Raw genomic sequence first — 24,719 nt, 5'->3', positions numbered from 1 at the left:
CTCTCACTTTCCATTTTTCCCTCACCACTTAGACCACAAGGTATAAATCCCTTAAACTCTGATTTCGGGTCTACCCTTAGATTGATAAATATCAACTCAAAGTCCGCACTTCCGCTTGATCCAGATCAATGTATTTAAACGAAGACTAGTATCCAATGGAACCAGATCCAAATATTGGGCGGTACCAAATGAAAAATCAATTCTCGAAAATCACAATGATTCTAATCCTTTCCTGTTTATTCGTCACTGCGACGAACTGTGGGAACGGTGATGATACAAATGCAGGAAAGGGCATCTCTGCTGTTGCAGATGATAAATCACAACAAGATGTACTGAAAATTGCCATCGGATCAAAAGACCATACCACACTCGTTGCGGCCGTCCAAGCGGCAGGCCTTGTCGATTCGCTCGCGAACCAAGGTCCATTTACTGTATTTGCACCAACCAATGATGCATTTGCAAAATTACCAGCCGGTACAGTGGACGATCTTTTGAAACCAAGCCAAAAAGATGCTCTAAAAGATATCCTCGAATACCATGTGGTTGTTGGTAATCTATCAGAGGCAATCCTCAAATCTGAGTTCACCGGGAAAGAAGATACACTCGGTATGGCAAATGGTGCTGATACTAAGGTCACCATCAAAAACGGAAAAACTATGATTAACGGTGCGACCATCATCGCTTCGATTCCAGCTGCAAATGGAATCATTCATGTTGTGGACACTGTATTACTTCCACCTAACAAAAATAAATAGCACTAATTATTAAGGAGTACGTAAAATGAATGAATTCAATCTGAATCAAGGATCCGTTCGATGGAAAATCGGAATGATGATAGGACTGTTATCGTTTCTAACAATCATCGCATGTGGAGGAGAAAAAACAGAAGAATCACCTGCATCTAACGCAGGTTCAAAGGGAATTGGCCCTGTTAAGTCAGTCACACTTGGAACTTTAGACCAAGCGATGGCAGACAGAGGGAAAAAACAATTCGAGGCAAAATGTGCTGCATGTCATAAATTTGAGGAAAAGGTCGTGGGACCTGCACTTCAAGATGTAACATTACGAAGAACTCCAGAATGGATCATGAACATGATCTTAAATCCGATTGAAATGACTCAAAAAGATCCAATTGGACAAGAGTTACTCGGTGAGCACCTAACACAAATGACATTTCAGAATGTGAAAGAGGAAGAAGCGAGAGAGATACTCGAATACTTCCGTAAAATGGATTTAAAATAGGTAACTATATGTTAAAAAAATCAAATTTAATCTTAGTTACACTTGGAATTACCCTTTTTACTTTTTTACCAAATTGTAAAAAGGGAGCCGCTACAGCTACTTTAGCTTCAGATGCGGCTTCCAGAGTGTATGTGGCTCCCGGTGAAAAGGATGAAGTGTATGCCTTTTTATCTGGTGGGTTTAGCGGTCAAATGTCTGTCTACGGAATCCCTTCCGCACGACTTTTCAAAATCATTCCAGTGTTCTCTGTTTTTCCAGAAAACGGATATGGATTTGATGAAGAAACCAAAGACATGTTAAAAACTACTCATGGATATGTTCCATGGGATGATAGCCATCACGTAGAAGCATCGATGACTGATGGAAAACAAGATGGACGTTGGATGTTTTTAAATGCAAACAACACACCTAGGCTTGCAAGAATTGACCTAAAATCGTTTGAAACAAAAGAGATTTTAGAAATTCCAAATACTTCTGGAAACCATGCGTCTCCTTTTGCGACTGAAAACACTGAATACTTGATGGCAGCCACAAGATTCTCAGTTCCTGTCCCACAAGCAAGTGTTCCAATCGATAGTTTTTCCAAAGGTGGGTTCAAAGGAACCGTCACAATGGTAAAAGTAGATAAAAACACAGGAAGGCTCTCTGTCGAATTGCAAGTGTTAGTTCCTGGTTTTAATTACGATTTATCACATTGTGGTAAAAAGAAATCTCATGACTGGTGTTTTTTTAGCAGTTATAACTCTGAACAAGCACACAAAATGTTGGAAGTGGGTGCATCTAAAAAGGACAAAGATTTTATCTTAGCATTTAACTGGGTCCGAGCTAAAGAATGTAAAGACCAAGGTAAGGCTTACAACTTCGGAGGAGATTATGTAAATAACTTCAAAGAGGAAAACAAACCAGCTGTCTCCACTAGGTTAAGTGGTGTCAAAATGTTAAATCCAAAGGATTGTCCAGGTATGATGTATTACATGCCGACACCAAAAAGTCCACATGGAACCGACGTTGACTCAACTGGTGAATACATCGTTGGTGGAGGAAAGTTAGCATCTGTGATTCCAGTTCACTCATTTAGTAAAATGATGGAAGTGAAGGATAAAAAAGAGCACCACTCTACCGAAATCGAAGGCATTCCTGTTCTCAAGTATGAATCCACTCTAGCAGGTGAAGTGAAAAAACCATGCCTCGGACCACTCCACACAGAATTTGATGGCCAAGGGTATGCTTATACTTCTTGTTTCGTGAGTTCAGAAGTTGTGAAATGGAAACTTGGTACTTGGGAAGTTGTGCAACATCTACCAGCTTATTATAGCGTTGGTCACTTATCAATCGTAGGTGGAAGTTCCACTGAACCTTACGGAAAGTATTTGATCGCGATGAATAAAATCACAAAAGACCGATACCTTCCCGTTGGTATGGAGTTACCACAAAGTGCTCAACTTTATGATATCTCTTCGGGTAAAGCAGAACTACTATCAGACTTTCCAACAGTTGGGGAGCCACATTATTCACAAATGATTCCTGCAAAACTGATTATGGATAAAACTGCAAAGTTATTCCCTCTTGAAGAAAACAAACACCCATATGCAACAAAAAGTGAAAATGATGCAAGGATTGTGAAACTTGGTAATACCACTCACATTTACATGACTGCCATCAGATCTCACTTCAAACCAGATATCATTGAAGCAAGGACTGGAGAAACATTGTATTTCCATGTCACTAACTTGGAACAAGACTATGATATCCCTCATGGATTTGCGATTGGTGGTGCACCTAACATGACGAACCTTCTCATCATGCCAGGTGAAACTAGAACCTTCAAATGGGTAGCTCCTAAACCTGGAATTTATCCATTCTATTGCACTGATTTTTGTTCAGCTCTTCACCAAGAGATGCAACAATACATCCGTGTGAGTCCGTAAACGATATGAAAGATTTACTTTTCACAACGATCAGTAAAAAAAACCGACTCCTAATCTTAGGGGTCGGTGTTTTTCTTGTATTGGTTTACTTCATCCCCATTTGGTCCATTTCCATTTCAGCACCACAGTATCCAGAAGGACTTGGGATGCATATCTGGATCAATCAAATCACTGGAGCGACACCTTACGATCTTAAGAATATCAATTTGTTAAACCATTACATCGGTATGCAAGAAATCATTTCAGAATCAATTCCTGAATTGTTATTTATGCCCTACGTATTGGCTTATTTGATCTTTGGAGCACTCGTGACTGAATTGTACCCAAAAGTAGGTATGGCAGCCCTTGGGATCATCAACTTAGTCATCGTAGGGATTGTTGGTTTATTTGATTTCTGGAGATGGGAATACAATTACGGACACAATTTAAATCCAGATGCACCGATCATCATTGAAGGAATGGCATACCAACCACCACTACTCGGTTGTAAGGTGATGTTAAACATCACTGCTTGCAGTTATCCTTCGTATGGTGGCATGATTCTTGGTTTAAGTCTCGTCGTATTGGTTTACATCCTTTGGGATGAAAATCGAAGGAAAAAATCAAATGTGGTTTAAAAATTTTAAACTATTTTTACTCTTTTTCACAGTTGTATTTTACAACTGTGGGGAGGTAAAACCCGAAACACTCAGCGTGGGCGAAATGAAATGTAGCCATTGTTCAATGTCCATTGTGGACATGAGATTTCATACACAATTGATCACATACAAAGGCAAACGATACCATTTCGATGCGATCGAATGTTCGGATCAATTCACAAAACAAAACCAAATCAAAGCAAAACAGATTTGGATGACAAACTATCTCAATACAAATGAATTTTTATCCAAAGAAAAGGCAATCGTCGTTCAATCCAAAAAAATTCGATCTCCTATGGGCGGAGGATTCGCCGCTTTTAAAAACCATGAAGACGCATTCCCTTTCCAAAATTAATTCTAATCTCAAAACCAATGTTTTGCAAAAATCGAAACAGTTCCAAAAACTTTTCCATCACCTCTTTATTTCATTGCTTTTCCTTTTATTATTTCTTCCTAACTCGTATCAAGCAAGAACCATTACCGTTTGTAAAGGTTGTTCTCTAGACTCACTCAAACAAGCAATCCAAATTGCAAACCATGGTGATAGAATCCATATCAAAACTGGAATTTACAAAGAAGGATTTTTACCAATCACAAAATCAATTACCATTCAAGGTGAACCAGGTGTGACCATCGATGGACTCAAAGAAAAACATGTATTTGGAATTTATCAGGATCATGTCAAAATTTCAGATTTAAAAGTGATTGGAAGTGGGATCTCTGATTTAGCAGAATATGCAGGAATTTATACAGAAAAAGTAAAACACTGCCACTTCGAAAATCTAGAGCTTTTGGACAATGTGTACGGCTTTTATTTATCAGAAACCGAAAACTGTACAATCAAAAATAGTTCCTCCTTTGGAAATGCAGAGAATGAAGTACTCGGTGGAAATGGTATTCACTTATGGTCTTCTAGCAATAATCGTATCTTAGGAAATACCTTAGAAAAACATAGAGATGGGATTTACTTAGAATTCTCTGAACACCTAGAAATTTTTAATAATCTTTCGAAAGATAACATACGATATGGAATGCATTTTATGTTTTCGAGCGAAAATTCTTTTGCTAAGAATACTTTCAAAAACAATTCAGCAGGTGTTGCTGTGATGTATAGCAAAAAGATAATCATGGAAGAAAACCAGTTCATTGAAAACTGGGGAGAAAGTTCCAATGGTATATTGTTAAAAGATATTTCAGAAAGTACACTGACCAAAAATACTTTTGAAGGGAATACCATCGCCGTTTTTGCTGATGGGATCACTCATATCAACTTTATCGATAATGACTTTATTAATAACGGTTGGGGGATTAAAATTCTAGGAAATACGGATCATAACCGAATTCAAAACAATAATTTCATTCGGAATGTTTTTGATATCAGCACCAATACAAAATCAACTACTAATGTATTTTTCCAAAACTATTGGGACCATTATGAAGGTTATGATTTGAATTTTGATCAATTTGGTGATGTACCACACAAAACAATTCATTTTTTTGGGTATTGGATCGCCGTGTATCCCTTCTTAATGATCCTATATGAATCGCCCGTCGTTTTATTTTTGCAAGGAATTGAAAAGGCATTCCCGATTGTCACTCCCATTGAGTTTGAAGACAAACAACCTAGAATGAAGGAACGTATATGATAGAAGTTAAAGATCTTACAATCAATTATGGATCAAATATACTCGCCGTAAAAAATGTAAGTTTTACGATTCAATCGGGAACTATTGTAGCCATCATTGGTCCCAATGGATCAGGAAAAAGTACTCTCATCAAAGGTATTTTAGGTTTGGTGAGACCTTCGGAAGGTAAGATTCATTTTTTTGGTCGAAAGGAAAATCAATATACGATTGGTTATATGCCACAAACCCCTCGTTTCCCTATCAATATCAAAGTAAAAGAACTCATTTCCTTTTTTAAAAAGTTAGAAGAAGTGGACAAAAATCGTTTCGAAAAACTTTTTTCATTGTTAGATTTAAAACACCATATGGATAAAAAGATTGGCACTCTGTCGGGAGGAACCAAACAAAAAATCAGTATTTTACAATGTTTTTCTGCCAAAAAGGATTTATATGTGATTGATGAACCAACGGCAAGTTTAGATCCTTATATTTCTCATCTTTTAAAAAATCTATTAATCGAACAAAAAAACCAAGGTTCACTTGTATTATTTTCAACTCATATTCTGTCAGAATTACAAGAATTAGCGGATCGGTTTTTATTATTATCAGAAGGTTCCATCTTGATTGATGATACACCAAAACATTTTCTAGAAAAAAACAACAAAGCAAATCTCGATGAAGCTTTGATGAATTTTTGGAATGAGGAATACAAAAATAAAGTATGAAAGAAATATTACTTTTTGAAATCAAAGAGAACATCCGAAGCCGGTGGATTTTTATTTATTCAGGTCTTTTGGTATTTGTGATGATGGTATTGAGTTTTTTTGGGGACCAAAACGGAATTCGATTACTTGTCAGTACAATGAATCTGACACTCATCGTCATCCCCTTATACTCGATCACTTTTTCAGGGATGTCTTTTTTAGAATCAATGCCCTTTGCGGAAGTTTTATTATCCAAATCGGTTAGTCGGAAGTCATTATTTTTTGGAAAATTTTTTGGTATTACGATCTCCTTATCCATTGGATTGGTTTTTGGTCTCGGGATTCCTGGTTTCTTTTTATTCTTAAACGATCCTAATTTTCTTTTTTTATTTTTTGAGTTATTGATTTTTGGAATCTTTTTAACGATGATTTTTGTCGCGTTGGCATTTTTACTTTCTTCACTCATTCGTAGAGGTGAAATCGTACTCACAATATCATTGTTAGTTTGGTTATACTTTTTTATTTTTTTCGATGCGATTGTATTTATGTTAAGTTTGTATTTGGGTGATTATCCGATTGAAATTCCTTCTCTCATTATTATATTATTAAACCCAATTGATTTAGTGCGAATCTTCATTTTATTACAAACAAGTTCCGCGGCATTACTTGGTTTTTCAGGAGCCATTTTACTCAAAAACCTTGGTATGGTGGGTGTATTATCAATTGCTTTCTTATTTTTATCTTTGTGGGTGAGTATCCCACTTTATATTTCCTTTAAACGATTCCAAAAACGTAACTTTTAATTCAAGTTTAATAGATTCGTATCAAAATCTTTTGTCTCACTTGATTTAGATCATGGAAGGATTCAAAGAAATGATACACAATGGATCCAACCATGATGAAACGTTGGATACAAATCATAGCGATCTTGATCCTATTTCCATTTTTAGGAAAAATCCTATTATTGGAATCGGGACTCTTCGCACAATCTTTGTACCAACTTTCGATGGTGTGCCATTGCAATCATCAATCCAGTGCAGAGGTACATCACGATTCGGAGGGAATACCGAGTCAAAAAAGAAGCACATGCCATTTAAAAAAGGGACCTGGTCCCCACTCCTGTACATGTTCTAAGAAAAAAATGGCAACAAAGATCATCCAATCACAATCGATGAACCCTAGTTTTGCGATTGTATCCTACCCAATTGATCCAAAGGAACTGGAAACGAGACTTTTTATTCATACTATCAATTTGTTTTTACCATTGGGTTTCCAACACCGACTCGAGAAACCACCCAAACTTTCCTAATTACCAGTGCTTTGTATTTCGCCATTCTAATTTAATAGAATTTCAAGTTCAAAATCTTGGATCACTGAAACGATGTGACCCTTGCACACCAATTAAAAGGTAATTTTATGTCCTCAATCATCATTCGTATCTTATTCATAGGAATTTTTGTTTTCAATTGTAGCCTTGCAACGGATAAAACAAATACTTCTACATCAAATCTTTTGTCTTTGCTCGTTGCATCTACGATGAATCCTAATTGTGGAATCACACAAACACAAGCGATTCCAAGTAACCTCACTCAAGTAGAAAGTAAAGCACGAGTCAAATACAGTGTATCTGCTTGTGAAGAAGCTGGATTTTCCAATCTAGGTTTAACTCAATCGGAAATCGCAAAAGGGGCAACTGGTTCATCGTCTAACTCAACTTTATCGACAAATACAGATGTCATGCTTGCCACAAGTAAAGGTGGAACAAACATTGAAGTAACATTCACTTTAAACTCTGCCTCAAGTAGTCTTGATGTCATCGCTTACGGAACAGGAACCCCAACCTCTGGACCTACGTATCGATTACTAGCAGGAGCTCAAACACAATACAAAAATGCATCAGGTGTGTATGCCAATACTGGAAAAGGTGGTTCGGTTTCTGCTCCGATACCTGCTGTAGGAACGACTTACACCTATTGTTTGGACTTTCAATCCACACCAGGTGGTTCGAGATTCCTAAATGGATTCAACAAACCTTGTTCTGAACTCACTGAGACAGAAAGAGGGTCAATGTCTTATTACCCCATCATGCAAATGATGAATGTTCCAACATATGCTGGAGGAAATCGACTTGGATTTGTATTAAATGGAGTCACAATCACTTCATTTACAATCGGATCTATCGTTTCCAATACAGAAATGTAAAAACGCTCTCCAAACACTTGTCAGTCGAGTGATAAAATTTCATTCGACTGGCCTTTTTGGAAAAGGAAAACAAACTTTTATGAAACTAATCACTTCCTTCGTCGCTATCCTAATCTTTTTGATTTCACCTCTTTTCGCAAATGAGATCAACATTAAGAATGCCTATTTGAAATACAATACAGGCTCCAATTCTGTGATTTACTTAAATATTTCGAATCAATCAAACCAAGATGTAAAACTCATTCAAGCCAAATCTAACATTGCAGATCGTGTCGAATTATATGATATGATGAGCACTGAATCTGGAAAGAAAATGGTTTTGGTCAGCGCGATCCCTGTTCCAAAAAAAACAAATGTTACATTATCTCCGAATGGGTATCATATTATGATCTTCGGAATCAAATCACCTTTAAAATTAAAAGAAATGATTCCACTTCGATTGATTTTTGCTGATGGAAACGAATTGGATATTAAAATTCCAGTAGAAACAACTTCACCTAACGCAAATCATTCACAACTAAATCCTAATCAAAATCAAAGTAACAAAAAAGAAGAAAATTCGAAAGAATTTCATACTAGAAGTGGAGAAGGATCCAATGGTAACGATACTTCTCTTACAAACGATTCTATGGAAGAAGATCACTCGACCCACGATCACCATGGAAATGAAGGAGATCATAACCACAATCGTGCGGATATGATTGGACCTGCTGGAATCATGAACCCTCATATCCACGAGAAAGGAAAATGGATGATTGATTATCGTTATATGGGTATGAAAATGTGGGGATTACAATCAGGAACCAAAGGACAATCTGATTTAGGAACATTATATTTTCCTTATACAGATCCAACAGTTGCGATGCCCACAGGAAGCCTAATTACAAGCTCTCCCATCGGTACTACGATTCCTATTCTATCTCAGAACAATTTCAATTATATGTCAGTCCCAACAGATATGGTGATGGAGATGAATATGGCAAGTGTCATGACTTCTCTCTCTGACAAATGGATGATCATGTTTATGGTTCCTGTTATTAAAAATAGAATGACAATGCTCTCGAGTAATTTTGATCGGGCGCCAATGAGTTCATCGGGGATTGGTGATGTGAGCTTCAGCGCGGCGTATCGCCTAATCAAAACAGAACACCAAAACTTTTTTACAGGTATGGGAATTTCGTTACCAACAGGTTCGATCGATGAAAGAGATAATATGCCGATGATGGGAAAACAAAAAGTGCCCTATAATATGCAACCAGGAACGGGAACGTATAACTTGTTACCTCAACTTTCTTATAATGGACAGTATGATCGTTTCTCTTGGGGAATTTTATCACAAGCGAATTTGCGAATGGGAAAAAATGATAACAACTATAAGTTTGGAAATCGATATGAAATTTCCAGTTGGATTTCCTATCTTGTTTTTGATGAGATGTCCGTTTCCCTTCGAGTCGCCAAACAAAGATGGCTCAATTTACAAGGGTTAGATGCCACATTAGACCCTAAAATGGACCCACAAAATGATCCCTACAGGCAAGGTGGAATGAGAAGTGATTGGTTCGTCGGTATGAATTTTCTAGTCACCAAAGGAATGTTATCCGGTATTCGGTTTGGATTTGAATACGGAAGACCTTTTCACCAAAATTTAAATGGACCACAAATGACAACACGCGAACTTGTGAATGTCTTTGCTTCATTTACGTTTTAAGATGAATTAAGGAAATTCTTTGGGCGCACATTTCCGGCTTTCCGCTCCAATCTTTGCCAAGGCAAAGGATTTCCGCTACAATCCGGGGCGCAAAGGCTTCCTACACTTCGTATCAAATTTTGTTGTATTTCTTTATGATGGAGAAATACAACGACAGATATGGCATCACATCAAAACGGAACACCACTGATCATCCGAAAGGCAAAAATCGAAGATAAAAATGAAATTGTACCACTCATCCATTTGTCAGGTCCGCTTGCCTGGAATTTTGTCTTCCAAGAGGGAAATAAAACTGCCTTCGATTTTCTGAACACTGCTTACGAGAAACGAGGGAACACAGTCTCTTATACGAATCATTATGTAGCAGAAAAAGATGGAAAGGTGGTCGGTTCCATTCTTCAATACACACAACCGAGTTTTTTATTCCTGACTGCTGGCACCGCCTTACAAATTCTAAGCGTATACAAGTGGAAGGCACCTAAAGTGATGGCAAGAGGTTTAAAAACGGAAACCATCATCCAACCACCAAAATCGAAACGTTTGTATTTAGGACATATCACGGTATCGGAATCGTACAGAAACCAAGGGATCGCCAAACAACTCATTGAGTTCATGATCCATTCGAATAGAGAATACAAAACAATTGCCCTGGATGTTTCTTGTGAAAATCCATCCGCCATTGCTTTATACGAAAAATTGGGTTTTGTCATTAAAGAAACAAGACATCCAAAAGGTTGGGAAGGAACCATTCCGTCCCATCATTATATGGAAAAAACGATTTCTGAGTAAACGTAACCTATGCCATCACTTGCGGAGGTAAAATACAATTTGGAAAGAGATGGTTATTATCTTTTCAAAAATTATTTTGAATTGGATCACATTCTAAACATCAAATCGATATTAAAAAATGCGAATGAAGTTTGGTTAAAAGAAAACACAAACCAAAAGGTGATAAACAGTGCTTACCTGACATCTACAAAGTATTTACCCAATGAAAAAGATCGGAATACTATTTTTGGATTCCTATCTTCCGAGCCAATCCTTAAGATCTGTAAAGAAATCTTTGAAAATGAATTTTATTTTCTCAATACACAAATCTTTTTTAATCCAACTGACAAAGGGATGCGACCGTATTGGCACCGAGACATCCAATACTTAGGCATCCCAGAAGATGAACAAATACAGCGAATCCAAAAAGACTTTGTTTGGCACTTTCGAATCCCATTGGAAGAAGATCCAGGCCTTTGGTTTGTATCTGGATCTCACAATCGTTGGGATACCCGAGAAGAACGAGAGGTAAGGTTAGAGATGGAAAATCATAGAAGTCATGAACCGCTACCAAACCAAACCCTCATTCCGCATAACACTTGTGATCTATTGGTTTTTTCTGCCCACTTACTCCATAAAGCCGAGTATGGGAAAAATCGATTTTCGTTTGATGTCCTTTACACCAATTTCCCTGAATCGAAACATATGGTAGAAAAATGGAATCATTTTCCAAATTGGGAAATGAGTTCATTCACAAATGAACAAAAAAAACTATTTCTAACAAAATAGAGGGAACTATAATTTTCCTAGAAAAAAATTCTGAGTATATAAATTTAAGATTGAACAGACGAAATTTCCATTGCATAAAGATTCGAAATCTCAAATGACTTTCTCATTAGTTTTACGTTTGAATCGAGTCAAACATTTTAAAAAAATAGGATGGATACAATTTCATTGAAAAATTTTAATCAGGCATTCCTACCGACATTTCAAATTCGATTTTCAAAATTACAAAGGATAGTGAGAATATCTGCTCTCTTATTTTTAAATCTTAATTGTTTTTATTCAATAAAAACCTATACCAATGCCTTTCCTTATCCGAAAGACAAAAATGTTGCTATTACTGAAATTGAAAAATTTGAAATCGATACAAATGACTTAATCAAAGTCCAAATCAAAGATCATACAAAGTGCATTCAAATCGGTTACGGATCATACTACATTCATTACAAATTGAATTTACCAAATTATGGCTGTAACTCCTTCAATCAAACAAACGCAAGCCTAGGAACACTAAGCTTTCATGAGATTTCAAATTCGGCAATCCTTCACAATGACAAAATTATTTTAGATTTTTCATCACTACCAAAAGATAAATTTTTTTTAGTCAATCCTAGTATCGAATGGGGGATATTTCATCCGAAAAGTTATGGTTATGTAGCTGATCCAAAGATAGATTCTCCTTTTATCAATGCTTTTATCACAAATGATTATAAATATGTTTTAATCAAAAAAAAGGAAAAAACATATGTATTTAACACAATTGATGATAAGGGCTTACTTAGAAGACTTGAAAAAAGGGATAGAGAAGATAAAGAAACCATAGAATTCAAAGAAAACAAAATCATAAAAGCTTATAAAAATAAACTACAGCCACTAAAATTTATTTCCATTAAAGGGCTTGGAATGATTTCAATCAGGGATCGTAAGAAACGATTATTTTATCAGCTGAATCACACTGAAAATTTATACGATATTCAATTGAGCCTTAGCAAGGAAGAGTCCCAAGATACAAATTATCAGTATATCCCACTTCTCCCATTTAGCCTGATTGCTGATTTATTGATTAGTCCTATTGTTGTTCCCGTTGTGGCTTTTTATAACACAGTCTATTTGCTTAGAAAATGAACCAAAATTCTTTTTTCCATTGATTATCTCAAGATTTCCAATTGACACTCTATTTTCGATATCGTATTTTGATTTCGAATGAGAATCAATGAATTTTTCTCTAGTTTTATCAAAATTCATATCTTACACCATTGTCTAAAGGAAGAAATTTACGGTGTTTGGATGATTGAGGAACTAAGAGAACATGGATATAAAATCAGCCCTGGATCACTTTATCCACTTTTAAAACACTTAGAAGAAAAAGGACTGATTCGTTCTCGAGTTGAACAATTAGGAAAAGTAAAACGAAAATTTTACCGCATCACACCCAGAGGAAAAAAGGAACTTACTTCTGCCAAAATCAAACTAAAGGAGTTAATCGGTGAAATTCTTAATTAAACGAATGATTAACAATGTTGAATTGTACAAATTAGATTGATGTATCTCAAACAAGGAACCAGTAGAAAAAGATGAAATTATTCCAAGTTTTTATAACAGCGCTTAAACTCGGCTGTACTTCGTTTGGTGGTCCAATCGCCCATTTAAGTTACTTTCATGATGAATATGTAACAAGAAAAAAATGGATCAGTGCTCACGCCTACGCCGATTTAGTTGCCCTTTGCCAATTTTTACCAGGACCCGCGAGTAGCCAAGTAGGCATGGCAATTGGATTGTCTAGAGCTGGGATCCTTGGTGCTATCGTTTCCTGGATCGGGTTTACCTTGCCATCGGCGCTCATTTTAATTTTATTTGGACTTGGACTTTCTGCAATTGATGTCACAAGCCACAAAAATTGGTTACATGGCTTAAAAGTCGTTTCCGTCGCCGTAGTAGCCCAGGCGATTTTAGGAATGGGGAAAAAACTCTGCCCTGACAAAGAACGGATTACAATTGCCATTATAACGAGCGTTATTTTACTTTTTTTCAGTTCCACATTGTTACAAATTTCAGTGTTGGTCGTTTCAGGGATTTTTGGAGTTTATTTTCTTAAATCAACGGAAGAATTACCTCATGATCCAATCCACAAAGGTAAAAAATCAGTAGGTTTTTTGTTTTTAATTCTCTTTTTTGTTTTCTTAATCGTTTTACCTTTGTTGCGAACGATATCGAATCTGATGGAAATCCAATACTTTGATAGTTTTTATAGAGCAGGTGCACTTGTGTTTGGTGGTGGACATGTTGTTCTCCCTTTATTACAAGCTGAAGTTGTTCCAACTGGTTGGGTCAGTAACGATTTGTTTATGGCGGGTTACGGAATTTCCAATGCAATTCCAGGTCCTTTATTTGCCTTCAGTAGTTTTTTAGGAGCTGTTTCTTCCGCATCACCAAATGGTTGGGTGGGAGCGATTCTATGTTTGGTGGCGGCATTCCTTCCTTCTTTTTTCTTGGTTGTAGGCGCTCTTCCGTTTTGGGAGCAGATGAGAACAAACAAACTCATTCGTAAGGCAATGCTTGGAATCAATGCATCGGTCGTAGGGATTTTACTTGCTGCATTGTACAATCCAGTTTGGACAAGTGCCGTATTCTCCGCAAAAGACTTTGCCCTTGTCATTTTAGGATTTTTATTATTAGAATTCTGGAAGCTTCCCTCTTGGTTAGTTGTGATTGCGACAGTATTAGTCAGTTTTCTCATCTACACTTGAAGTAAGGAGTAGTGAAAGAAATTCACAACTAAAGCAATAATTCATTGTCCCCTAGATTCCATTGGAAAAATCTTTCCCTATGAAAGATTTTTTCCTTCGGAATCATGCCTATCATCTTTGGGCAACCAATCTTTTGTTCCAATCGATCGACAAACTTCCTAAAGATGATGATAAGAAAGACATCGGTTTATTTTTTAAATCCATTCATGGAACGCTCAATCATTTATTGGTAGTAGAGAAAGTATGGTTTTCTCGGGTTACAGGGAAAGTCTATGTGCCAAATTCACTTGGAGAAGAACTAGAAATAAACCAATCGAAACTCAGAGAAGAACTACTTCTTAATATGGAAAAGTGGAAAGATTGGATTCAAAGTTTTGATGATACCCAATGGCAAAATGTATTTCGTTACAAGACGATGCGTGGTTTTGAAGCTGAACTGCTATATTGCGACGTACTACACCACAATATGAATCATCGAACCCACCACCGAGGACAAATTACAGCTGCCATCACTCAGTTAGGTGGCCCTTCTCCTGAAATTGATTACGTTTATTATTTACAATCGCTAGGAAAATCATATGTGGAATCCAACTAAAAAGACAAGAATCATCGCAAGTAAAATACTATTCGTAGTCTTTATTTTGACATCTATTTTCCATATTTTCGCTTTGTTACAGATTGTACCTTACCAATACCTTTGGGGAGGCAGATTACAATCTGTACAAGAAATGTATGTGATGGAGAGTATTTCTCTAGTAGTGAATGCAATTTTTGTAATATGTAGTTATTTGTATTTAGGATATTTAAACAAAGGTTTGGTGCCCAGCTGGATTCGATTCGTATTTGGATTCATTTCAGCTATCTTTTTTATCAATACAATCGGGAATTTAGTTGCAGTTACGAATTTGGAAACTTTACTGGCTACACCAATCACTGCATTCTTAGCAGTGGTTAGTTTCACATTGGTACTCAAATATGAAAATCAGACAAGCTAACTATTTAGACATCTCCAAACTCGCAGAACTTTTTGACTTATACAGACAGTTCTATGGACAACAAAGTAATTTAACAGAAGCATCACGTTATTTGTTAAATCGAATGGAACATGGACAGTCCATTGTTTTCCTAGTGGAAGATCCAAAAACTGGGAATTTCCTTGGATTTACACAATTGTATCCAGTATTCTCCTCAATCTCGATGCAAAGATCCTATATTCTAAATGATTTATATGTCAGATCAGAGAATCGAAAACAAGGAATCGCCAAATTATTGCTAGATGAGGCAAAATCATTTACAAAACACTTCCAAGGCAAAGGTCTTGAATTGTCAACTGCTAGTCTCAACAAGGATGCAAGATCCTTATATGAAAAGCAAGGTTTTGTGCAAGAAACAGAGTTTTTAACTTATTTTTGGAAATCAACATAAAACAAATTCATTAGCGAGGTAAATTGAGTGTACATTCCTGAACCGTTTCAAATGGAAAGTTCTTCCGTGTTCCAATTTGTAAAAGAAAATTCCTTTGGAATTTTGGTGTCCGAATTGGAAGGTAGTATGGTAGCCACTCATTTACCTCTTTTACTTTCTCCAGACCATCAATTTCTCATCGGTCATTTTGCTAAACCAAATCCTCAAAAGGCTAGCATGAACCAGGAAGTTCTCTGTATCTTTCCTGGTCCCCATTGTTACATATCACCTTCTTGGTATGAAACCAATCGATCTGTTCCCACCTGGAATTATACTGCAGTTCACATCAAAGGTATATTAACATACATGCAAGATCCTATTCAAATCAAAGAAAGTTTGGAATTGTTAGTCAAAACCTTTGAAGCGAGTGAATCTACTTACCAACTCAGCGAAGTCAATCAAGATTACTTGATGGGATTACAAAACGGAATTGTTCCGTTTCAAATCCAAATCACACATTGGGAAGGGAAAACAAAACTCAGCCAAAATCATTCTGTGGAACGAAGGAAACGAGTGATTGAGAACCTAGAAAGAATGCCAGGTGACAATGAAAAAGCGATTGCCAATTTAATGAAACAATCCTTAGATCAGAAATCGTAAGGTTTCAGTTCTCTCAAACCAAAGATAAATTTTTTTGTTCGCAACTTATAGACTGGGTTTAGTAAATATACTTTGAAACTAGAATTAAATGTCAGAGTCACTCCTGAGATAGCATCCAATCCAGACCATCTATTACAATTTGTTTCAAAACAAAACAAAATTCCTAAAAATGAGATCAATCATATCGAATGTACAGCTCGTTCAATCGATGCGAGACAAAAACAGATTGTTTTTCAATTAAGATTGGATGTTTATATCAAAGAAGATTTCATACCAATCGATTTTACAATTCCCAATTTTCCTAATGTTACTTTAGAAGAGCCCATCATCATCATTGGAGCCGGTCCAGCTGGATTATTTGCCGCATTACGTGCCTTAGAACTAGGTAAAAAACCTATCATTTTAGAGAGAGGAAAAAACGTAAAAGAAAGAGTGGCTGACCTTCGAGGAATCAATGTCCATCACATCGTCAACGAAGATTCCAATTATTGTTTTGGTGAAGGTGGTGCAGGTACCTACTCTGATGGTAAATTATATACTCGATCTAAAAAAAGAGGGAATATTAAAAAGGTCTTAGAGTATTTAGTATCTTTTGGTGCCACAAAACAAATATTAGTAGATGCTCATCCTCATATTGGCACAAATAAACTTCCTAGGATCATTCAGAATATTAGAGAATGTATATTGGCATCAGGTGGAGAAATCCATTTTCATACAAGAGTCACAGATTTTTATCTGAATGGCAAATCAATTGTTGGTGTCAAATCGGCAAATGGTCAGAAATGGATGGCAAAAAAAGTCATTATTGCGACGGGTCACTCAGGTCGTGAAATGTTTCATCTATTGCATGAGAAAGGTATTGAAATCCATACAAAACCCCTTGCCATTGGAGTTCGAGTGGAACACCCACAAAGTTTAATTGATTCCATCCAATACCATTGTGACATCAAAAATCCATTATTACCAGCTTCCGAATATTCTCTTGTCAAACAAATCAATGGTCGAGGTGTGTATAGTTTTTGTATGTGTCCTGGTGGAGTGATTGCCCCATGTGCAACCAAACCAGGTGAGGTAGTCACAAATGGTTGGTCTAGTGCAGAACGATCACGTCCCACAGCCAATTCAGGCATTGTCGTAGAACTTAGATTAGATGATTTTAAATCATTTGAGTCATCAGGAGTTTTTTCAGCTTTACAATACCAATCAACCATCGAACAAAAAGCATTTTCGATCAATGGTGGAACACAAAAAGCGCCTGCCCAACGAATGGTGGATTTTACCAAAAATATTGTTTCATCTGAACTACCGAAAACTTCTTATACACCTGGTCTTGTTTCAGTTGCCTTAAACGAAGTCCTCCCACCACTCATTGTTGATGCCTTACAAAAAGGATTCAAAGAGTTTGATAGTTCTATGAAAGGTTACTTTACCAATGAAGCCATCATCCATGCGCCTGAAACAAGGACTTCTTCACCTATCCAAATCCCAAGAAATCCAGAGACGTTAGAACATATCAGCATCAAAGGATTGTATCCATGTGGTGAAGGTGCAGGCTATGCTGGAGGCATCGTCTCTGCTGCGATTGACGGGATGAAATGTGCAGAAGCAGCTTTCACAGGTCAATTTACAAAATAAGATGATTAGATTATGGAAGTATCTTCCATCATTTATTCTTTGGATACTTGTTTTCTATTTTCTTTCAGAGAGAGCCATCTTTCGTTACCAACATATGGGAGCGGGAGTGGATATTGGACTTTTTGAAAATATATTTTATAATCTAATTCATACAGGTAAGGTTATCACCTCACTTGGACTAGATGGTAATTTACACCATTATTTTGCAGACCATATTAATTGGTTTATTTTTCCTATTAGTATCATTTATTATTTTTTTCCATATATAGAAATTTTACTCATTTTACAAGCACTGATACTCAGTTTTCCCATTCTCATTTTTCCATACTTTGAAAATCAAAAATCGTATCATTTGATTTACCCGCTCCTTTATGCACTATTTTTACCAATTTATTGGATCCATATATTTGATTTTCATCCTGAAGTATTATGGATTCCATTATTCTTTTTATTTTATCTTTTTTGGAAAAAACAATCCAAGATTTGGATTTTATTTTTTCTACTGAGTCTTTTGACTAAAGAAGAAACATCTTTTGTTTGGATTGTGTTTTCATATTTGCAACGAAAAATGTATCCGAAAGAAAGTTTGTTCATCACAATGATTTCAGTGATGTATTTTATAATCGCAATAGGACTTTTGATTCTTTTTCAAGATGAATTTCAAACAAACTCACCAGCGCATTTAGAGAGATATAAAGACCCATTCACTGCTTTGAGTAATTTTCATTTGTTTCCATACCTTATCCTTTTTTTAAGTTTACCATTTTTATTTCTCAATTTTAAACATCAATTGATGTATTGTTTATTCCCCTATTTGATTTATTCAATACTTTCAAAATTTGAAGTGAATAAAACTCCATTCACTCATCATAGTTTCATCACCATACCTATCGTTTTTTTGAGTTATATTGAAATTGTAGAAAATCTAGATGAGAACCGAAAAAAAATCGTCTTAAGAATTTCGCTTCTAATTTCTATCTTCCTATTTCTCTTTTATGGACCTATATCTAAATCATACTCTTATCGAAAAGAATTCATGAATCGAAGTGTATCAAATTCAGATTATTTAACTCTTAGAAAATTATTACCAAATGAATCAATTGTTTCGAACATACCGCAATACCTTTCAAATCGAAAAGAAATTCAGCTGTATTTACCAAACCAAACTTACTCCGCTGATTATTATGTGCGTTATCGGTGGGGCAAAGAATCCTCAGATCAGAATCCGCCAAGCGACTACCAATTACAAAGTTTCGTGGAAAACCATATTCAAATCTTTATACGAAAGAAAATTGATTGATTCGATTTCAAAAATCATTACTCTAATAGTTCCAAAATGAAGTCCAATTTTTTACTAATTTTATTATTTTTATTGCTACATTGTTCTACTGACCTTCGGCAAGTTCCACCTCCTACAAAAAATGGAAATTTGTCTCGAACAAAAACCAATTTTCCAATTGTCATTGGTCGATTTGAAATCCTTTCTGCTGATCGAGGTGTTTACACAGATGCTTGGAGACTGGCATGGAAGGGACATTTACAATCTTCAGGTATCTTTTCGAATGTTTACACAGAATTGGATTCCACGATAACAAAGGATTATTACACGATCGATGTCGAAATGAAAACAAACTATTCCGACAAATACAATTGGTGGTACACATGGCCTGCGGTTTATCCATTTATAGGAATTTGGCCCATCCAATATCGAATTGCTGAGTATACCGTTGAATTTAAATACAAACTATATTTCAATTCAGAACAAAAAAAAGAAGAAATCATTTCAAAAAAAGGAAACGCAGATGAATTCTTATATGGATTTTATAAAGTTAGAAATTTTCATAGAATGATTGAAGAAACAAATTTAGAAGCGGTGAATGTATGTTTAAAAAACTTAGAAACGTCACTGTAATCGTTTTGATACTAACACAAATTGGTTGTGTCAGTATTCCTTTTCAACCGGCCAATCATACAGAAGAATGTATGGCATATTACTACCAAACAAAACGTCAGGTAACCGAAGTATTTGATGAAAATGTTCTCACCTTGGGACTGATCGTGGTATTATCGATCCTCAATTCCGCCTTTTCTCCAATATTCCTTGCGCCAATCCTCACAACTCCATACATTCACTACAAAAATAAAGTCAAAGCTGATGATATTTTGGATCAATGGAAAATTCAAAAATGTGGAAAAAATCTAAAAATAGAAAAGGATACGAATCGACCTCCTCTCGGAATTTAATTATTTAAGAACTTCATAGTGTCACCTAACAATAGACCAATTTGAAGCCTTAATTGGATTAAATCATAACGGTTTTGGATCTCATTTCTCATAACATCACGAAGTCGCCTATCCACTGTTTGAAGCTCAATTATGGATGCAGAACCAGTTTTATATGCTTTTTCCATGATTTGATAATTTTCTTCCGCAATTCTTTTGCTTTCTCGTGATATTTCGTATAATTCAACAAGGTTATTATGTTGTTGGATCAACTCATATAGATACAAACCTGTATTTTCACGTAAAAATTGAGATTGTGATTTAGCCAATTTCACTTCAATTTTAGATTTATCAAATTCATTTTTGTCTAACCAGCGATTGAAGAGTGGAAATCGAAATCCAAAATTTCCACCAACATTATGATCTGATTCAGAAGACCTCGCATAAATACTATAATCGTTCCGACTATAATCATAAACTTGCATTGGATTGTTCCAAGTTCCACTCAGTCCAGAATATGATTCTTTTGAATTTTGATTGTAAACGTTTACAAAAAAATCAGGAACCCAAAGTTCATTAAATCGAACTTGTTTTTGTATTTCTAATATTTTGATTTGATTGACTGTTAATATTAAATCAAAGTTTACATCCGATAGATTTTGTTCATATTCCGCCAAGGTTTCTTCTAATGGCAAAATCTTATATTCCCTTTCAGGAATTTGTTTTAAGGTTACATCTTTTAACAAAAATTTTCTTCTAAAAATAGATTGGCTCTTTTGTTGGTCCAACCTAGATTTGATGGCATTGTATTTGTAAAAGAAAAAATCTACTTTTGAGTTTTGTGTTACTAAATAGGATTCAATCCCTTGTTTATATAATTTTTGAACAGTCTGAAATTGTTTGTCTGCATCAGATTCATTGGAAAAATCATAATCATAGAAAGCCAATAACTTCAATGTTTCTGCATATTGAAATGCTTGGTCAAAAAGTTCTTTTTGGTAAAGGGCTCTGTATTCTAGAAGTAATCTTTCATACTCCAATTCAAGGATCATATTGGTCAGAACAGTATTCCCTTGTTCCATAAAATTCCAATTTAGATTTAAGGAAGTATTCCAACCTTTCCGATTGTAACCATCGCCTCGTAGTGATTCAAAAAATGGCGAATGTTCCAAATTTACCGAAGGCAAATAACGTAAATTGCGAGAGTCAACGTCTACTTTTTTACGTTGGATCTCCATTTCCTTTAATTTTAATTCATAGGATTTTTCACCAACTAACTTTGGTAAATCATAGAACCCTACAACCTCTGCCAATAGAATAGAATCTGACATAATTAGTAGGAGTAATAACCAAAAAATGTTTCGAAATAAAATCACTATTTGAATTATCGGATAGCTTCTTGTTTGGAATGAAGTAATTGATAAATTCCACCTTTAGAAAGTAACTCCCTGTGACTTCCTTTTGAATCCAACTTACCTCTCTCAAGTACGAAAATTTGGTCATAATGCCGGATGGTATCCAATCTATGGGCAACAGTAACGATGGTTGCATCGGCAAATACTGTATTGATATGAGACAGAATTCTAAGTTCTGTTTCTTTGTCTAAAGAAGCTGTCGGTTCATCCAATAACAACATATTAGGTCTTTGCAAAAATAGTCTGGCTAAGGATATCCTTTGTTTTTGACCACCAGAGAACATAAAACCTCGATCAGAAAATTCTGTATCATAACCAAGTGGTAACTTAACAATGTCATCATGAATACATGCAAGTTTAGCCGCTTCTACAACTTCACTGAGTGTAGCTTCCGGTTTGGTAATGGAGATATTTTCTCTGACGGTACCAGAAATGAATGGATTTTCCTGGAAACAAACTCCAATTTTTGTTCTTAAGCTTGGTAACCAAACTTCATTTAAAGGAATGTCATCTACAAGAATCTCACCTTGCTTCAAATTGTACAATCCCAATATCAGTTTGATGATCGTAGATTTACCACTCCCACTCCTACCAACAAAAGCAACTTTTTTGCCAGCTTGAATTCTGAGTGATAAGTTTCGAATCCCTGACTCAGGTTTTTGGCTATCATATGCAAAATGAATGTTTTTGAATTCGATATTTCCTTTCACCTCAGGCAAATCTACTTTGAATAAATTGTCTTTATCTGAAATTTCACTATCCAATGATTCAAAACTTCTAAGTCGATTCCAAGCTACATTTGCTTTCTGAAACTTTAAAAAATCTTCATACAAAGACAATAGTGGATTCCTTATATAAGTGATTAATCCAACAATCGCATACAAAGTACCAAGCGTCATTTGATCATTTAATATCAATAAACTTCCAGCTAACATGACTACAACAATCGTTATCTGTTTAAAAAAATCAGTATTGGTAGACAAAAGATTTGAATAGAATAGTTTTTTACCTTCTGAATTCAGTTGCGATGTTAATCGTTTTTCAAAATCCCAACGATGGGAATAAGTTGCACCTAGGTTTTTGATTGTTTCAAATCCGTTAATAGATTCTATAAAGTAACTAAGTGTTTCTGAACGTTTTAATGATTCTTTTTTTGTTTCATCAATGATCTTTGGTGATAACAAACGTAAAACTAACATCTCAGGAACAATTAAGATCAAAATGATGATTAACAAAATGGGAGATAAGAATAAAAAAATCACAAAAACCAAGGAACTAAAAAGCAAATCAAAGATTTTCATTGCGCCTTGGTCAGAAAAAAATAAAATCACTGATTCAATTTCTTCCCAACGATTCAGTATCTCTCCTTTTCTATTCCTTTCAAAAAAGGAAATGGGAAGTGAAATCAATTTTACTAAAAAACGAATCGCAATGGTCTGATTGACTCGATTACTTGTGAAAAAAATGACATTGGATCTAAAATAACCTAAAAAGGATTGAGATACACTTAACAAAATAACAGAAATGATGACGGGTAAAAAGAATTCACGACTTTCTTGTAATAAGACTGCATCAATCAAATATAAATTAACAAGTGGTATGAATACCTCGAGTCCTTTTAACACAAAACTGGCAAGAATTCCAGCTTTTAAGTATTGTATGGCAGGGGAAAAATATTCACTAATTCCTGCAAAGAATCTACTTTTCCATTCCCACGTTGATTTAGGCAAAGATTTCGGTACAAAATAAATGACAACATTGGAAGATTTTTTTTCCCATTCATCACGATTGAAAACGATTTCACCAATTTCTGGATCAAGAATCGTAACAGTTTTTTTTCTAATTTCTTTCACAATCACATACTTAGAGTTTTCTAAATAGTTGATGGTAGGTATGGAGCTAATTTCTGTTTCATGTTCTCGCCAATTAACAAAATAACAACTTCCCCTTTCCTCTCCAAAACATTGTTTCCAATGGTGAGGTAAAATATCGGGATCAAAATCAGGAAAGTTTGGATCAGAGTCATATTCAGCAAATGAATAACCCCAATACTTAAAAATCATTTTTCTACAGACATCACCGGATTGAGATTTTCCTTCTTGGAAGAGAAAAGGAAATGAAATTTGATTCCGAATCGGTGGCGAAAATTGTAATTTTGGTAAAAAGTGAAATTGATCTTCTTCATAAATATTTGTTAACTCATAATCATCATCTTGTGATTTTTCACCTAAATTTAGTTTTCTTTCACTCATGATGGAGCGAATGGTGATGAGTAAACTTTCTGATTTTTTGAAAAATTGTTCCGCACTTTTGGAAGAAAGTTCATACACATAACTATCTTCCAATGCAGTGACCGTCGCATTTCTTACTTTTTTTTCTAATACGCCCATCTCACCAAGAATGGAACCTGCTTCTACATAAGAAAAATAATCCTTTTGCCAAGTCGATTTTGTGACTCGGAACTTACCTGTCTTGATAAAGTAGAGAGAGGAACTTTTAGTACCTTCTTTGATCAATACCTGACCAGAATGAATGTTTCTTTTAATGAGTAATTTAGAAAGTTCTTGGATTTCAGAATTGGATAGTTTTCGAAAGTAAGGATGTATCCTTAATTCATCTCTTAATTGGACATTTTCTTTATATTCATCCCATATTTTTTTTCTTTGTTTATCAGAATAGATGAATTTTGAAAAAGTGTTGGTAGGTAAAATTAGTACTCTAGAATTTTCTTCAATATAATAAAGTTGTTTGCTTAAAGATTCGGAAGTGAATTCAGAAATACCATACAAGGACTCTTCTTTTAAAGTTTTGATCAACAACTCGTTTTGATTGATCTTTAATTTGATTTGGATTCTTCCTGATTCCAATAGTAAAATTGGAGTTGGTTCAGTTTCGGTAGCACCGATTTTATCACCTGCAACCAAAGATCTAGATTCAAAAAGTGAAATTAATTTTTTCAGATCTGCCGAAGAGAGTTGAGATAAAAAACCATCTTCTTTAATTGAATCTGAAATATCTTTTAATTTTTGTTTCAAAT

At 35.3% G+C, this 24,719-nt stretch carries 26 protein-coding genes; 24 read left to right on the top strand and 2 right to left on the bottom strand.

The annotated features are described in order from the left end of the window. Window positions 1–155: 155 nt before the first annotated feature. From LEPBI_RS01880 to LEPBI_RS01765, 24 genes are all read left to right on the top strand, one after another. Window positions 156–755 (top strand): fasciclin domain-containing protein, encoded by a 600-nt coding sequence (locus LEPBI_RS01880; RefSeq protein ID WP_012387415.1) that lies wholly within the window; start codon window positions 156–158, stop codon window positions 753–755. A gap of 73 nt (window positions 756–828) precedes the next feature. Further along, entirely contained in the window at window positions 829–1,242 is a 414-nt protein-coding gene (locus LEPBI_RS01875) for a c-type cytochrome (RefSeq protein WP_420804593.1), read from the top strand. Window positions 1,243–1,250: 8 nt separating this feature from the next. Beyond that, window positions 1,251–3,170, top strand: a complete 1,920-nt coding sequence (gene nosZ / locus LEPBI_RS01870) for a Sec-dependent nitrous-oxide reductase (RefSeq protein WP_012387413.1) — start codon at window positions 1,251–1,253, stop codon at window positions 3,168–3,170. A gap of 5 nt (window positions 3,171–3,175) precedes the next feature. Beyond that, on the top strand, window positions 3,176–3,787 hold the full coding sequence (locus LEPBI_RS01865) for a hypothetical protein (protein ID WP_012476109.1): 612 nt from the start codon (window positions 3,176–3,178) through the stop codon (window positions 3,785–3,787). Next, complete coding sequence (locus tag LEPBI_RS01860; protein ID WP_012387411.1) at window positions 3,777–4,163, top strand: nitrous oxide reductase accessory protein NosL; 387 nt, start codon at window positions 3,777–3,779, stop codon at window positions 4,161–4,163. Before LEPBI_RS01865 ends, LEPBI_RS01860 begins: the two co-directional genes overlap by 11 nt. Beyond that, the gene (locus LEPBI_RS01855; protein WP_420804575.1) at window positions 4,135–5,454 is read left to right on the top strand and encodes a nitrous oxide reductase family maturation protein NosD; all 1,320 of its coding nucleotides are present in this window, start codon (window positions 4,135–4,137) and stop codon (window positions 5,452–5,454) included. The genes LEPBI_RS01860 and LEPBI_RS01855 overlap by 29 nt, the downstream gene beginning before the upstream one ends. Continuing rightward, window positions 5,451–6,158, top strand: coding sequence for an ABC transporter ATP-binding protein (locus LEPBI_RS01850; RefSeq protein WP_012387409.1), 708 nt, complete (start codon window positions 5,451–5,453; stop codon window positions 6,156–6,158). The genes LEPBI_RS01855 and LEPBI_RS01850 overlap by 4 nt, the downstream gene beginning before the upstream one ends. Continuing rightward, entirely contained in the window at window positions 6,155–6,940 is a 786-nt protein-coding gene (locus LEPBI_RS01845; protein ID WP_012476108.1) for an ABC transporter permease, read from the top strand. The genes LEPBI_RS01850 and LEPBI_RS01845 overlap by 4 nt, the downstream gene beginning before the upstream one ends. Window positions 6,941–7,020: 80 nt before the next feature. After that, window positions 7,021–7,446 carry an LIC_11090 family protein gene (locus LEPBI_RS01840; protein ID WP_012476107.1) on the top strand — a complete coding sequence of 142 codons (426 nt, stop codon included), beginning with the start codon at window positions 7,021–7,023 and terminating at the stop codon, window positions 7,444–7,446. 107 nt (window positions 7,447–7,553) lie between these two features. Continuing rightward, window positions 7,554–8,339 carry a hypothetical protein gene (locus LEPBI_RS01835; RefSeq protein ID WP_012387406.1) on the top strand — a complete coding sequence of 262 codons (786 nt, stop codon included), beginning with the start codon at window positions 7,554–7,556 and terminating at the stop codon, window positions 8,337–8,339. A 79-nt stretch (window positions 8,340–8,418) separates the two neighbouring features. Then, on the top strand, window positions 8,419–10,047 hold the full coding sequence (locus LEPBI_RS01830) for a copper chaperone PCu(A)C domain-containing protein (RefSeq protein ID WP_187148066.1): 1,629 nt from the start codon (window positions 8,419–8,421) through the stop codon (window positions 10,045–10,047). A 159-nt stretch (window positions 10,048–10,206) separates the two neighbouring features. Then, a complete protein-coding gene (locus LEPBI_RS01825; protein WP_012387404.1) occupies window positions 10,207–10,836 on the top strand; it encodes a GNAT family N-acetyltransferase in 630 nt (209 codons plus the stop codon). A 9-nt stretch (window positions 10,837–10,845) separates the two neighbouring features. Beyond that, window positions 10,846–11,604: a phytanoyl-CoA dioxygenase family protein gene (locus tag LEPBI_RS01820; RefSeq protein WP_012476106.1), complete on the top strand. Its 759-nt coding sequence runs from the start codon at window positions 10,846–10,848 to the stop codon at window positions 11,602–11,604. 150 nt (window positions 11,605–11,754) lie between these two features. Then, entirely contained in the window at window positions 11,755–12,723 is a 969-nt protein-coding gene (locus LEPBI_RS01815) for a hypothetical protein (RefSeq protein ID WP_012387402.1), read from the top strand. A 78-nt stretch (window positions 12,724–12,801) separates the two neighbouring features. Further along, window positions 12,802–13,101: a PadR family transcriptional regulator gene (locus LEPBI_RS01810; RefSeq protein WP_012387401.1), complete on the top strand. Its 300-nt coding sequence runs from the start codon at window positions 12,802–12,804 to the stop codon at window positions 13,099–13,101. 71 nt (window positions 13,102–13,172) lie between these two features. Then, window positions 13,173–14,345: a chromate efflux transporter gene (gene chrA, locus LEPBI_RS01805; RefSeq protein ID WP_012387400.1), complete on the top strand. Its 1,173-nt coding sequence runs from the start codon at window positions 13,173–13,175 to the stop codon at window positions 14,343–14,345. 79 nt (window positions 14,346–14,424) lie between these two features. Then, a complete protein-coding gene (locus LEPBI_RS01800) occupies window positions 14,425–14,940 on the top strand; it encodes a DinB family protein (protein ID WP_012476105.1) in 516 nt (171 codons plus the stop codon). After that, window positions 14,924–15,340: a hypothetical protein gene (locus tag LEPBI_RS01795; RefSeq protein ID WP_012476104.1), complete on the top strand. Its 417-nt coding sequence runs from the start codon at window positions 14,924–14,926 to the stop codon at window positions 15,338–15,340. Before LEPBI_RS01800 ends, LEPBI_RS01795 begins: the two co-directional genes overlap by 17 nt. Beyond that, on the top strand, window positions 15,321–15,770 hold the full coding sequence (locus tag LEPBI_RS01790; protein ID WP_012387397.1) for a GNAT family N-acetyltransferase: 450 nt from the start codon (window positions 15,321–15,323) through the stop codon (window positions 15,768–15,770). The genes LEPBI_RS01795 and LEPBI_RS01790 overlap by 20 nt, the downstream gene beginning before the upstream one ends. A gap of 27 nt (window positions 15,771–15,797) precedes the next feature. Further along, window positions 15,798–16,409, top strand: coding sequence for an FMN-binding negative transcriptional regulator (locus tag LEPBI_RS01785; RefSeq protein WP_012387396.1), 612 nt, complete (start codon window positions 15,798–15,800; stop codon window positions 16,407–16,409). A gap of 72 nt (window positions 16,410–16,481) precedes the next feature. Beyond that, window positions 16,482–18,044, top strand: coding sequence for an NAD(P)/FAD-dependent oxidoreductase (locus LEPBI_RS01780; protein ID WP_012387395.1), 1,563 nt, complete (start codon window positions 16,482–16,484; stop codon window positions 18,042–18,044). Between the two features lies 1 nt (window position 18,045). Further along, complete coding sequence (locus LEPBI_RS01775; protein WP_012476103.1) at window positions 18,046–19,344, top strand: DUF2079 domain-containing protein; 1,299 nt, start codon at window positions 18,046–18,048, stop codon at window positions 19,342–19,344. Window positions 19,345–19,380: 36 nt separating this feature from the next. Further along, window positions 19,381–19,956 carry an LBF_2127 family putative lipoprotein gene (locus LEPBI_RS01770; protein WP_012387393.1) on the top strand — a complete coding sequence of 192 codons (576 nt, stop codon included), beginning with the start codon at window positions 19,381–19,383 and terminating at the stop codon, window positions 19,954–19,956. Continuing rightward, on the top strand, window positions 19,926–20,288 hold the full coding sequence (locus LEPBI_RS01765; RefSeq protein WP_012476102.1) for a hypothetical protein: 363 nt from the start codon (window positions 19,926–19,928) through the stop codon (window positions 20,286–20,288). The genes LEPBI_RS01770 and LEPBI_RS01765 overlap by 31 nt, the downstream gene beginning before the upstream one ends. Here the strand turns inward: LEPBI_RS01765 and LEPBI_RS01760 are convergent. Together LEPBI_RS01760 and LEPBI_RS01755 are read right to left on the bottom strand one after the other, a co-directional pair. Then, a complete protein-coding gene (locus tag LEPBI_RS01760) occupies window positions 20,285–21,598 on the bottom strand; it encodes a TolC family protein (RefSeq protein WP_012387391.1) in 1,314 nt (437 codons plus the stop codon). The two genes, LEPBI_RS01765 and LEPBI_RS01760, sit on opposite strands and share 4 nt — an antisense overlap. Before the next feature lie 53 nt (window positions 21,599–21,651). After that, the gene (locus LEPBI_RS01755; protein ID WP_012387390.1) at window positions 21,652–24,717 is read right to left on the bottom strand and encodes an ATP-binding cassette domain-containing protein; all 3,066 of its coding nucleotides are present in this window, start codon (window positions 24,715–24,717) and stop codon (window positions 21,652–21,654) included. Window positions 24,718–24,719: the final 2 nt, after the last annotated feature.

The organism is Leptospira biflexa serovar Patoc strain 'Patoc 1 (Paris)' (assembly GCF_000017685.1).
In the GTDB taxonomy this organism is placed as follows: Bacteria; Spirochaetota; Leptospiria; order Leptospirales; family Leptospiraceae; genus Leptospira_A; species Leptospira_A biflexa.
Note: the sequence above shows the minus strand (reverse complement) of the source record. Positions and strands in the feature narration are given on the sequence as shown.